Below are 12,300 nucleotides of genomic sequence, written 5' to 3' on the forward strand. Positions count from 1 at the left end.
GGTCTAAGGATTTACTCTTCCAGTTACTCAAAGCGTTCAAAAGACCCTTTTTATTAAAGTTTTAACAAAAATTAAAGGAGGAATGAAGAAATGAACAAATGTAAACTTGTATTTACGATGTTTTTCTCAGCTTTAATTGTATTTTTTGCTTTTGGTGCAACAGACGCGTCCGCAGCACAGAATGATGACTATGAAAAGGCTCTTGAACTCATTGAAAAGACCAATGTGGAAATTGATGAAAAGATTGACGCAGCGGTTGAAAAAGCAGACGGCCTTCAATCAGCCTATTTATCGGAGCTGGAAAGCAAAAAAGAGGAAGAACAGCGTAAGGTAGAAGAGCTTGAAGAAGAAAAAGCCGAGAAGCTTGGGGAGCTCGCAGATGATAAAAAAGCGGCAGAAGAAAGAGCTAAATTTGACGAAAAAATTCAGACTGAGCGGGATAATTTCAGTACCTTATACATCACTCTTGAAGAGAAATACAACCATGAGCTTGACGTAGTAATTGATGACGTGTTTAATGAAACGCTTAAAATGTCTACTGATACTATTGCACTAGTAAAAGAGATGGGTGTCGAAGCAGAATGCAGCTGGAAGCTGGTTCGCTTTGCTGATCGTATGGTTTGGATTGATCCAATCCGGATCGTTGGTCACTAATTTCATCTTGTATAAAATGATTGTTATACGTTAGAATAAAGAAGAGTTCAGTATGAACTCTTTTTTTATATCTAATTCATTAGAGGTGGTACATATGGAGGGTCTTAAGATCTATAAAAAGGGTACGTATGTAGAAAAAGTAGATATGAACGCCTCTTCCATAAGCCTTTTGCTTCAGGGTGGCGGTATTGAAGTCATGACTGAAACTATCTTTCAAGATAAGCTTTTTTATTTGTATCCAAGCGATAATAAAGATGTCATGGAATTTATATATATTTTATCTGGTGAGATTAGTGTGGAAGAAGACATAGAAAAACAAATACTTTATGCAGGAGATTATTTTTCTGCAAAAGCTTTAAAAGGGCCAGTCCTGTTTAAAGCGCTAACAAATGTAACATACCTATGGGTCATCACTGAACCGATCTTCCATCAGGTTAGCCAGGAAACCAATTCCCTGCGAGACGTAATTAAGCAAGTCGAGAAAAAAGACCGCTATACGTCTTTGCACAGTGAGAGAGTGACTCTTTCTTCTATAAGGGTGGGAAGGAAATTGAATCTATCTAAAGATGATCTTTATCATCTCCATTTGGCGGCTGAACTTCATGACATTGGTAAAATTAATATACCGGAAGCCATTTTAAATAAACCAGGGAAACTAACGAATGAAGAGTTTGATATTATAAAGAAACATCCAGGTGATGGAGCAGAAATGGTTGCTAAAACCAAATATCAGCATCTTTCTCCCATCATCGAGCAGCACCACGAACGGCTAAATGGAAGCGGGTATCCTCATGGGTTAAAAGGGGATGAAATTTTGCTTGCTGCGAGAATCATAGCAGTTTGTGATACGTTTGATGCAATGACAGAAGACCGTGCGTACCGAAAAGCATTCTCAGCTGAATATGCGATAGATGAAATAAGAAAAATGACTCCTGAGTTTTATGACCCGGATGTGGTTTCAGCGTTTGAAGAAATTCTTAAAGAAGAAAAACGGATTTAAGACGCTCCTTGACACGTCCGGTAAAATCGATTATTGTTAAGAACGCGATGAGCTTGTTTGCATAAGACGCACAAGTACTCCTTTTAGGAACACGTTGTGGAGCGTGACTTGGACGCCGCAAATTTCGGGAAGCACCCTGCCTTTTGAAGGCTGGGTGCTTTTTTACGTTCTTTTTAAATGACTAACAGCAGGACACTATAGGAAAAGAGTCCGAGGCTGAATGCTGCAAAGCTGCTTTCTTTTTCTTCAGGCAGCTCTTCTTTTAACACATTCAGCACGATTCCACCTGCTAAAAAGGCAACTAAAATGGAGATGATGAATTCATGCACCTCAAATAAAGCTCCAATTCCCCAGCCGAGGAGTGTGGCGAATGATAACAAAAGGCGTCCGTAGCGGTCATAAACATGCTGATGATCACTGCGGAGAGCACGGTCATTTGTAATGAAGTGAATGCTGAGGGCGATAAAATAAAAAAACATTTCCCATGCTCCCTGATATTCCTCCCGAATCAACAGGTAGCCGATGACTGCATTGTAAATAAAAAACGATGAAATATGAATCCAAAATACACCCGACGAGGACTCTCCTGTATCAGTCGCCATTCTTTTAGAGGTTTTCACAATTCGCTCCAGTCCGTAAAATGCTGCAAGTCCGATCATCGCAATCAAATAAATATGATTTTCTACAAATCTTAAGGAATCTTCCTGAAGCGTTTCCTCCAATTGGTGCTGATAGTGGTTTAATTCTGGAAGAAGATGAATAAAAACGTAGGAAACTGCGATGCCGCCTGCAAAGGACAGTACGCGGCTCTGGGGTTTGTCCCTTATAAAATCCAAATATTTTGAACTGTAATGGATGAGTGAAAAGCCGATGGCAAACAGTAAACTGAGCCAGAAAAACATGGTATTCCTCCTTTCAGCAAAGAACCGTCTATCTATTTTCTAACATCCCTATTCAGGCTTAAAGGAAACCTTGTTTAAACACGAAAAAATGTCTGATCCACGTGAAGTGCTGGATGCAGACATTTTTGATCACTGAGCGGGCTTATTCTTTTTATTTTTCCTCATGGCTTTCGTAATATAACCGCCTTTAAAATTACGAGGTTCATAGGAAACGATAAAGGCGCTTGGTTCATATTTACTGACAATCCGTATAAATTCCTGCTCTCGATCCCGTCTTGCTGTACAATCGAGTCTATATCTGCGGGCTTCGTTCATTCCCTCTACTTCCGAAGTAGAAACACTGAACCCGTCACTGCGCAGGTTTGTGATCAGTTCTTCGTTTTTACTTGTAATATTCACTTCAATCGAGACAAATCCAATTGCCAGCTTTTGTTCGAGAATCTGACCTATATAAACTCCGACCCCAAATCCTAATGCATAGGCAGCCATATTAAGATAATTGGCCAGGTCACTGAATACGAGACCGAGAGCCATCACATAAATGATGCCTTCCAGGGTTCCAAGGGCGGCAGCTTTTTCTTTCATTCCCTTAACCATCATGATGGTCCGGAGAGTCAGTACCGGAACAAAGATCAACTGGGCAACGAAAATGATGAGGGCACTGATCATTTTCTCACCTACTTCCTAAAACGTTCCGTTAAGTGTAACAGGTGGAGGTTTAGGCAGGCAAGCAATACCAATCTTACTGAAATAATAATGAATTTTCCGGTTAAAAAGAAGTTGAACCACAGTTAGCCGAAGTCTAAAATGAACCAGCGGTTTAGCAGCAGGAGAAGCTTTGAAGGAATTAGGCTTTAAAGGCTATCATCACTTCAGGAACACCACACAATGACTTTTTCAGGTGTAGTCTGCGCCGGAATGCTTTTTGTAGAGAAGCTGTAAACAACGAGCAAATTCCGGTTCGCCGGCGATCGCAGAAAGGGCTGGCCGTTTGTCAGTAAAACAGGGGTGTAAGGGGTCAGGTTTAGTTTTAATTGCCCGTCACTGCTTACAAGTCCGCTGTCAAAGTAGTCTGCTTTTACTTGCTGGTAAGAAGTGTGTTTGACGATAATCAGAGCCTGATAACGGGGTGGATAGATTAAGGGAACAGGTGCGTTGGCGTCATAAAAGCCAGTGATCCAATCGCCTTTTGATACGATTTCCTGGTCAAGAAAAAATGTTGTGGGAGAGACAATAAAATTTACAGTGGCTCCTGAACGGTCCACGACTTCAAGTTGTTTATAGCAGCCCTCTTGTTCTGCATTTTGTCCGGTATAAAATTCACTCACCGACAAAACTATCCCCTCAAAAGATTGAAAATTGACCATATAATCTCCCCGATTTCGTTTTAACTTTTTGTTTCTATGTATGTACTTTATGTTCAAGAAGATGTGGTAGTGATTGGACAGAGGTGAATTCAAAAGGGTATAACAAATAATACCTACTAAATATGTAAAATAAGAGTATAATAGAACTAGTTACTAGTTAATTTATAGGAAATAAAACCCGTATCGGTAAAAAGATACTTAGATAGTTAATTTGTAAGGCAGCAGGAGGGTCTACATGCTGAAGTTCGGTCGTTTATCATTATTTATATTGGTTATACATATCAGTCTCTTTTTTGGGGGGAGCTATGCATGGGAAAGCTTTCCCGCTTCGAGCTTTCTTCAGTTCTCCGCTTCCTTGCTAAGCTTTATTTGGCTTGCTCAGGCCCACCGCTCATCTGGTCCTGCATTAAAGAAGTTTTGGTTTTTGTTAAGTGCAGGGATGCTGCTCTATACACTATCTAATGCGATTTGGTTTTTCTATCAGGTGACTGGAAAAGAGACGCTGATCATTAATTTGACGGATGTGCTATGGATTGCTGCCTACTCGTTCTTTCTGTCTGCTTTGATTGTGAAGACAAGAAAAATGAGCACCTCTTACTCAGCTCAGGCGTATCTGTTCAATATAGTCATCTATATGATTACGTCAGCTGCCGTGAGTATCCATTATTTAGTTACTCCTGTCCTTCAATTAACCAACGATTCGTTAATTGTTACGATTTTTATGCTGATTTATCCGGTCCTGAATTTAAGCATTATTTTTCTTATTACTATTATGTATTATTTAATGAAATCAAGTAAGGAAAAGGATATGCTGCTGTTTCTGGTCATCGGATTTTTCCTCCAGATTATCGCAGATTCATTCTATGCTTATTTATCCTCTTCAGGGTCATATTATGAAGGTCATCCTGTTGATGTGTTATGGGTCATTGCCATATTGTTTATAGGATTTGCAGGCTATCATAAAAAAAGTGTCCTCGTCTCAACAGCCTTAAATATAAAAAATCCATTCGAAGAAAAAGAATTTATTTTCCCTTATTCCAGCATGCTTATCCTGGCTCCTCTTGTCATGCACAGCTATGAATGGAATTTTAATGCACTGACAATTGGATTATGGTTTACCTTTGTGATGACAATAGGCCGGCAGCTGATTATTATCAGTAAAAACAATACTTTGATGAAGGAATACAGGTATCTGGCTTATCACGATCCATTGACGGGTTTAAAGAACCGTGTTCGTTTTCAGGAAAGTTTAAAAAAGCTGCTGAACCGGACAGCTATTCAGTCACTTAGTGTGCTGTTAATTGATCTGGACCGGTTTAAAGTGGTAAATGACACATTGGGACATCAAATCGGAGACCGGATTTTGATGGAAACGGCGGACCGCATCCGATCTACTATTGGAGGGCGGGGAGAAGTCTACCGTCTCGGAGGGGATGAATTTGTGATTATTCACCCGGATGCTTCGGAGGAAACAAGTGCAAAACTGTCTCAAGCAATTCTGGATACATTCCAGCTGCCTTTTGATGTGGAGGGTTATACAATTAATTTAACACCAAGCATCGGAATCAGTCTTTTCCCCGGGAATGGAAGAAACGATGAAGAGTTGTTAAAAACTGCGGATGCAGCCATGTACGTAGCAAAAGAAAACGGGAAAAACAGTTTCCGCTTTTACAATCAGCAGCTTGATGAAACCCTTGCGAGGAAACTCGCCATTGAAAACGAATTAAGACGAGCAATATCACAAAATCAATTCTCTCTTGTTTATCAGCCGAAGTTCCATCTTGTAAACGGGCAAATTACCGGTGTCGAAGCATTGCTGAGGTGGGAGCACCCTGAGCTTGGCTCGGTCTCTCCAGCAGAATTCATTCCTATAGCGGAAGAAACCGGTCAAATGATCTCAATCGGCGAGTGGGTTTTAATGGAGGCTTGTGTGCAGAATAAAAGGTGGCAGGATACTGGCCAGTTCACTCAGCCGATTTCTGTAAATGTATCCGTCCTGCAGCTGCAGCAAGATGACTTTCTGGATACTGTGCAGAACATATTAAATGAATCAAAGCTTGATCCCTCCTATTTGGAGCTTGAAATTACAGAAAGCATTATGCAAAACATATCGCACAGTCTAAAGATCCTCCATGCATTAAAAAGACTGGGAGTTCAAACGGCGATTGACGACTTTGGAACGGGCTATTCCTCCCTGCATATTCTGCAGAAGCTCCCGATCGACACCATCAAAATTGATAAGTCGTTTATCGATGAGATGGAGCAGGCTGATCAGCGCTCAATGGTGAAAATGATTATTGATCTGGGGCATCATTTGGATTTAAACGTGGTGGCAGAAGGAATCGAAACAGAAAGTCAGAGAAAGCTTCTTATGAATTTTGACTGTAAAATCGGTCAGGGGTTTCTCTATTCTAAGCCTCTCTATCCAAATGAATTTGAAAAAATGTTTATAGCAAAAGCCAGCCTCATTTAAATATGGGGTTTTTTCATTTTTTAATCACATGTTCCCCTAACCATATATGTTAAAATAAGGATATAGAAAAGGGGGATGCTTTTTTGTATATCTTTTTAGGAATATTGCTTGTTGGAATCATTGCGACGCTTGCTGCTGCAGCAAAGTTTGCCCCGTATTCTGAAATGATGAACAGCTTTGAGCCGGGTGGCTTAAAAAAAGTGATGATTGTTCTCTCCACAGCAGCAGTTGCTTTTCTATCGTATGGTATTTATTTTGAAGTAACTTATCAGCCTCCGTTTCTGGATATTATGGTTGAGGGTAAGAGCTATACGGTCTTTGGAGATATTGGGGAGAAAGGCTATTATTCAACTAAATTAATCAGAGAAAATGAAGAAACAGAGGTTCATTTAGTTTCCTGGGATTCACTTCAGCTACAAGATCCACAGGTTTTAATTACGTATCCTTCAGGAAGAGAAGTTGTATGGGAGCCAGGCTTTGAGAAAATCAGCGGTGACGACTATCGTGCAGCAAAACGAAAAAATGGTATAAAGGAAATTTATCGATCAACTCCTTATGCATTTGAAGAAACAGGGAAGGTCAAGCTACATATCGAAGGAAGCAGCAGAAAATACCATACGTTTAGGATTGAAGTAAGAGAATAGGTTTTAGGGGATGGGGGTTGAACATGAGAAAGCATAAGATCGTGATAGCAGGGTGCGGTGGAATGGCCGGGACGTGGGCTTCATATGCACTTCAGAGGAAGGATGCAGAGGTAGTTGCGCTTGTGGACATACAAAAGGAAGCAGCAGAAAAATTTGCGGTTAAACATCAGCTTAAAGCACCCATATAGAGGAGAACGGAGCGGAAGGTGGCGACTCCCTGCAGGACTTGACAGTTGCTTGAGACTATACAGGGCAAGGGCCTGGAGAGGCTCAAGCCCCCGTAAAGCGTCCGCCTTAAGCGAAGCAGACCGGTCAAAGAGCTTGAGACACGCTTTGTCTCAAGCTCTTTTGAATTGGTCTTCCCATTTCATAAGGATGAGCCGGTGAATTATTTAACGGCTCCTCTCGTAACATTCCCAATAATCCATCGCTGAGCGACAATATACACAATGATCATCGGCAGCATGGCAAGCAGATAAGAAGCAAATGCAAGATTGTAATTCGTACTGAATTCAGACTGGAAAATGTACTGCGTCAAAGGCAGTGTGGCATCTGCCGGATCCGTCAAAATCACGAGTGGCAGCAAAAAGTCATTCCATGCATACAACGCCGTTAAAATTGCAACGGTTGCATTCATTGGTGAAAGCAGTGGGAAGATGACTTTCCAGAATATACTCCAGGAATTCCCGCCGTCCATGACTGCCGCTTCTTCAAGTTCAATTGGAATGGACTTGATATAGCCCACATAGATAAAGACATTAAAGGACAGCTGAAAGACGATATAGAGAAAAATCAGCCCGATTAGATTATCCATATTCCATACAGCTGTCTGACGAACAAGCGGCAGCATAATGATAGGAAATGGAACGAACATAGCGCTGACAAAATAGTAAAACAATGCTTTATAAAAACCTTTGTGCATATTTCGTGCAATTGCATAAGATACAAGAGAATTGGTTAGAACGGTTAAAACAACCACAAAAAATGTCACGATAAAACTGTTAAAAAAGGCGCTATAAAAATTTGTTAATTCAATGGCATCCAGAAAGTTTTGAAAGCGCCATTCATTAGGCAGCGATAAAAGTGGTTCTCCCATCTCTTCTGGTGTCTTTAAAGCAATATTGATCGTTAAGTAAAGAGGAAATAGGATAAGCAGCGTACCTATAATCAGCAGGGACGTTACCAGCCAGTTTGTTTTGTTTCGTTTCATTACTGCTGCACCTCCCGTTTCTGCAGAACGCGCAATTGAAAGACAGAAAGCGCGACAATGACAACAAAGTAAATGACAGCATTAGCAGATTGATAGCCAAATTGACCGCCCTCAAAGCCTCCGCTGTAGATTAGAACCGAAATGGATTCAGTGGCGTATCCGGGACCGCCTCCTGTTAATGCGATGATGTGGTCAAACACCATTAAGAAGGTTTTTAATGCTAAGACCATATTAATCGTAAAAAAAGGTGCAATCATCGGAAACGTAATTTTCCAGAACCGTTTCCACGGATTTGCTCCATCAATGGCAGCGGCTTCGTACACATCACCCGGTACCGTTTGCAATCCGGCAAGATATAAAATGGTATTAAAAGCGACCGCTTGCCAGACCGCCATAATCACAACGCCAATCCAGGCATAATCCGGGTTCCCCAATATATTTTCAGACAGTGCATCTATCCCAATCAGCCCTGCAAGCTGCGGCAAAAACAGCGTGAAAATAAACTGAAAGATAAACCCGACAATTAATATGCTCAGGATGTTTGGCATAAAATAAATGGCCCGCAATGTTTTCTGGAATTTTACATTTGCATTTAGTCCAAGTGCCACGATTAAGCTGAAAATGTTTACTAGAATCGTAGAAACAATGGCAAATTGAAAGGTAAATCCATACGCACTCCATGCGCGCATATCCTGAAATACGTTCAGATAATTAGAGAAGCCGACAAATTCCCAGTCGCCATAGCCCCGCCAGTTCGTAAAGCTGTAAAAGACACCCTGAAGGAGCGGGAATGTGTGAAATAAGAAGAACAGCACCACTGCCGGAATGGTCATAAGCATAAATGCACGTTGTTTTGTTTTCATCATTGAAGCCCCTTTCTAAAACCGAAGTTGAATTTGATCCCATTCACGGTCCAGCCGCTCAAGAAATGCCTGAACGTCTCCCCGGTATAAAAATTCCTGGATCATATTTTCAGCACCCATGCCGGGCGGATAAAAATGATCGGGGAAGCTTGTAATCTCTCCATTTTCAAATTTCGGCCGGATGCCTTCCATGTATGGATCATCCGAAAGGACTCCTTCGAGCACAGAGAAGGCTGCCTGTTCTGACATGTACTGCTCTGATTGAGCTTCTTCAAGCATGAAGGAGATAAATTCCTCGGCTTCTTCCGGGTGCTCCGTTTCTTTCATCGTAGCGAAAAGGACATCGACCCCTGAAACCAACTTATTTTCTTCCGGATTATTGCTGACAGGCATCGCAAAAACGCCGAGATCAGCATCAGGGTTGGTTGTCAAAATTTCTGGAACCGCCCAGTTTCCTTGGAAATAAAACACACCATTTCCTTGAGCAAATTCCCGATTTCCGTCATTATAACCAATCCCGTACATCCGCTCATGACCGTATTCCAGTAATTCCTTCATTTTTTCAGCCATTTCCACGTGGGTTTCTTCGAAGCTTACTTCGCCGTTTGTTTTACGTTCAGCAAATTGATCAGGCTGAAGGACCCCTGCAATAGAATTCCAGGCAGGCATGGCTGTCCAGGCATCCTGAAGAGTGTAATAAATCGGTATTTCTCCTGCATCCTCTGCCGTTTGCAGCGCAGTGATAAATTCATCCCATGTGGTTGGAACCTCCAGCCCCAGTTCATCAAGCTTTTCTTTATTGTAAATAACTGTATTGGCATTGGCGGCAAATGGAACGCCATGAAGGCCCTCCGCTTCTTTGCCTTCAAGCTCTTTCAGCATGTCCAGATAAGCGGGCTGAATATTCTCAAGCATCGGGCTGTCATCATAATCTACCAGCATGCCTGCGTCAGTCAGTTCACCGTAAAGTGCACTCCCGGCGATTGTCACGATGTCTGGCATATCATCTTTAACGAGCCTTGTCCGCAGTAACGTTTCCGCATCAGGCGGGGCATACAAATTAATGCGAATGCCTTCGTGTTCCTCTTCAAATTTCTCGATTAATTTCTCATATGTAGCAATGTTCTCCGTCTTGTTGGAGAAAAGCTCCAACTCGACTGTGCCATCCTCTGCCGCTTCGTTGCTGCATGCTGGTAGGAAGAGCAAAGAAGCAGCTCCTATTATAATAGGGGTAAAGGAAACCTTCATATCCCAAATTCTCCTTTCTACTCATGGTTTTAAGAGGAGTAAACGTTTACGTAAATAGACAAATAAAAATTATTTCTTTCGTACCGATTTTCTTTCAATCAATGTATGTTGAACCGTAGCACCCGGACTTATGTTTCCGCTTTCAATTGATTGGAATAACAAATCGGCTGCTTCTTTTCCCATAGCCTCAAACCCTTGAGAAATCACAGTCAAGGCAGGAAGAGACATTCTTGCGAGTTTTGTTCCATCGTACCCAATAACAGAAAGTTCATCTGGAACCTGAATACCCCGTTCATGTGCACATGAGATAGCGCTTACAGCGAGCTCGTCACTTGCGGCAAAAATAGCTGTAAGCTGAGGGTGGCGATCAAACAGCTTGTTAAAAGCCATCTGCCCATGTTCAAAATAAAATCCGCTGTCCCAGGCTACCTTTGTTTCAACCCAAGGGAGTCCGGCTTCCGTAATCGCCCGTTTGTATCCGCGAATCCGGGGGGCGCCAGCGAGAAGATCTGTTGGTGGACCGCTGATCATGCCGATTTCAGTGTGGTTATGTTTCAACAAGTAGCGGACCGCATCATAGGAGGCCAATTCATCATCCACTCTTACAGAAGGAATAGCTTTTTCTTCAGAATAGGAAGATACTGTGATAACCGGTACAGCCATCTTTTCAATAAAGGCCGCAAATTCCTTTGTCAGCAGCTGACTTGTAAAAATAATGCCCTCTACCTGTTTTTCCTGAAGCAGCCGCAGAATATCGAGTGTTTTATGTCCATCTGAATCTGTTTTGCAGACGATGACACTGAATCCCCTCAGATGAGCAGCTTCTTCAATGCCCTGCAGCAGCTCTGCACTGATTAATCCGGAAACATCAGGAAACAAAACACCGATCGTGTTGCTCTCCTTGTTAATCAGCCCGCGTGCCATGGCATTAGGAGAATAGCCAAGTTTTTCAATTGTTTGCAACACATGCTGTTTCGTCTTTTGAGAATAGCCGTCTCCATTATTTAATATTCTTGAAACAGTAGCGATGGAGACATTTGCTTCTCTCGCCACATCTTTTATTGTTGGCCGATTCAATCGATTCAAAGGCATCTCTCCTGTAACGTAAACGTTTTCGTTATTTAATCATTTGTCAGAAAATTTGTCAACCAGAGGAAGGGTAAGAAGACACTAAAAGATCAATTATTAAAATATGGTATTGTTATGATGTGTGCAGCTATTTTTATTTCATATTTCGAAATGATCTAAAAAACACTGATTTTTATTCCAAAGTGGCAGAAGACAACGTATAATGATAAGGAAACTAGCCCTAAAAAGGAGGATTCATGAAAATAGATGAGATAGACCGAAAAATTTTGGAGTTATTGACTGCAAACGGAAGATTATCATATGTAGATATAGGGAAAGAATTAAATCTTTCACGGGTGGCGGTAAGAGAACGCGTTTCTCAGCTTACGGAAAATGGTATTATTGAACGTTTTACCGTCGTGATTAACAGTGAAAAGGTCGGTAAAAAAGTCTCCGGTTTTTTTGAAGTTGATTGTGAACCATCTTCGCTGGTAGAGGTGGCACAGGCTCTGGCAGATAACCCGAGAGTGGCAAGCTGCTATCAGATGACCGGCCCTTCCACTCTGCACATGCACGTGCTGGTAGAAGATTTTACAGATCTGGAGAAGTTTATTAATAATGAATTATACGCTCTGGATGGAATTACGAGAGTAGAAAGTCATATTTTGTTAAGGCGTTTCAAAAGCAGAAACGGATTAAAACTTTAAAAGAGGCTGGGACATAACTAGCTAAAACTCATAACTTAAAAGGCATCGCACATCATTTTTGATGTGCGATGCCTTTTTCTTCTGTTATTTTGTTTTGCTGCTAGGTCATTTTGCACTTATGGCGGCGAATTTTCTTAAATTCACCGCCATAAGCGCAAACCCCA

13 protein-coding genes are annotated in these 12,300 nt (G+C 41.5%); 6 read left to right on the forward strand and 7 right to left on the reverse strand.

Annotation, left to right across the window (positions count from 1 at the left end):
• Positions 1-90 precede the first annotated feature (90 nt).
• Positions 91-654 (forward strand): hypothetical protein, encoded by a 564-nt coding sequence (locus tag ACQCT8_RS14645; RefSeq protein ID WP_426872203.1) that lies wholly within the window; start codon positions 91-93, stop codon positions 652-654.
• Between the two features lie 94 nt (positions 655-748).
• Complete coding sequence (locus tag ACQCT8_RS14650) at positions 749-1,654, forward strand: HD-GYP domain-containing protein (protein WP_426872205.1); 906 nt, start codon at positions 749-751, stop codon at positions 1,652-1,654.
• A gap of 173 nt (positions 1,655-1,827) precedes the next feature.
• Here the strand turns inward: ACQCT8_RS14650 and ACQCT8_RS14655 are convergent, their stop codons facing one another.
• The 3 genes from ACQCT8_RS14655 to ACQCT8_RS14665 form a co-directional block, all read right to left on the reverse strand.
• Positions 1,828-2,556, reverse strand: coding sequence for a hypothetical protein (locus tag ACQCT8_RS14655; RefSeq protein WP_426872207.1), 729 nt, complete (start codon positions 2,554-2,556; stop codon positions 1,828-1,830).
• A gap of 129 nt (positions 2,557-2,685) precedes the next feature.
• The gene (locus ACQCT8_RS14660; RefSeq protein ID WP_426872209.1) at positions 2,686-3,225 is read right to left on the reverse strand and encodes a DUF2179 domain-containing protein; all 540 of its coding nucleotides are present in this window, start codon (positions 3,223-3,225) and stop codon (positions 2,686-2,688) included.
• A gap of 203 nt (positions 3,226-3,428) precedes the next feature.
• Positions 3,429-3,923: a hypothetical protein gene (locus ACQCT8_RS14665; protein WP_426872212.1), complete on the reverse strand. Its 495-nt coding sequence runs from the start codon at positions 3,921-3,923 to the stop codon at positions 3,429-3,431.
• 235 nt (positions 3,924-4,158) lie between these two features.
• Here ACQCT8_RS14665 and ACQCT8_RS14670 point away from each other — a divergent pair, with 235 nt between their 5' ends.
• The 3 genes from ACQCT8_RS14670 to ACQCT8_RS14680 all read left to right on the forward strand — a co-directional run bounded on the left by ACQCT8_RS14670 (position 4,159) and on the right by ACQCT8_RS14680 (position 7,228).
• Entirely contained in the window at positions 4,159-6,396 is a 2,238-nt protein-coding gene (locus ACQCT8_RS14670) for a putative bifunctional diguanylate cyclase/phosphodiesterase (RefSeq protein WP_426872213.1), read from the forward strand.
• Positions 6,397-6,479: 83 nt separating this feature from the next.
• On the forward strand, positions 6,480-7,040 hold the full coding sequence (locus tag ACQCT8_RS14675; protein WP_426872215.1) for a hypothetical protein: 561 nt from the start codon (positions 6,480-6,482) through the stop codon (positions 7,038-7,040).
• A gap of 23 nt (positions 7,041-7,063) precedes the next feature.
• A complete protein-coding gene (locus ACQCT8_RS14680) occupies positions 7,064-7,228 on the forward strand; it encodes a hypothetical protein (RefSeq protein ID WP_426872217.1) in 165 nt (54 codons plus the stop codon).
• 200 nt (positions 7,229-7,428) lie between these two features.
• On the opposite strand, the gene ACQCT8_RS14685 is transcribed toward ACQCT8_RS14680, so the two are convergent.
• The 4 genes from ACQCT8_RS14685 to ACQCT8_RS14700 form a co-directional block, all read right to left on the reverse strand.
• Positions 7,429-8,250 (reverse strand): carbohydrate ABC transporter permease, encoded by an 822-nt coding sequence (locus ACQCT8_RS14685; RefSeq protein ID WP_426872219.1) that lies wholly within the window; start codon positions 8,248-8,250, stop codon positions 7,429-7,431.
• Complete coding sequence (locus ACQCT8_RS14690) at positions 8,250-9,113, reverse strand: carbohydrate ABC transporter permease (RefSeq protein ID WP_426872221.1); 864 nt, start codon at positions 9,111-9,113, stop codon at positions 8,250-8,252. The genes ACQCT8_RS14685 and ACQCT8_RS14690 overlap by 1 nt, the downstream gene beginning before the upstream one ends.
• Positions 9,114-9,128: 15 nt before the next feature.
• Positions 9,129-10,361 (reverse strand): ABC transporter substrate-binding protein, encoded by a 1,233-nt coding sequence (locus tag ACQCT8_RS14695; RefSeq protein ID WP_426872223.1) that lies wholly within the window; start codon positions 10,359-10,361, stop codon positions 9,129-9,131.
• A gap of 69 nt (positions 10,362-10,430) precedes the next feature.
• Complete coding sequence (locus ACQCT8_RS14700; protein WP_426872225.1) at positions 10,431-11,447, reverse strand: LacI family DNA-binding transcriptional regulator; 1,017 nt, start codon at positions 11,445-11,447, stop codon at positions 10,431-10,433.
• A 239-nt stretch (positions 11,448-11,686) separates the two neighbouring features.
• Between ACQCT8_RS14700 and ACQCT8_RS14705 the strand changes: the two genes are divergently transcribed.
• Positions 11,687-12,136, forward strand: a complete 450-nt coding sequence (locus tag ACQCT8_RS14705; protein ID WP_426872227.1) for an Lrp/AsnC family transcriptional regulator — start codon at positions 11,687-11,689, stop codon at positions 12,134-12,136.
• Positions 12,137-12,300: the final 164 nt, after the last annotated feature.

Source organism: Jeotgalibacillus proteolyticus, assembly GCF_050107735.1.
Lineage (GTDB): Bacteria > Bacillota > Bacilli > Bacillales > Jeotgalibacillaceae > Jeotgalibacillus > Jeotgalibacillus proteolyticus_A.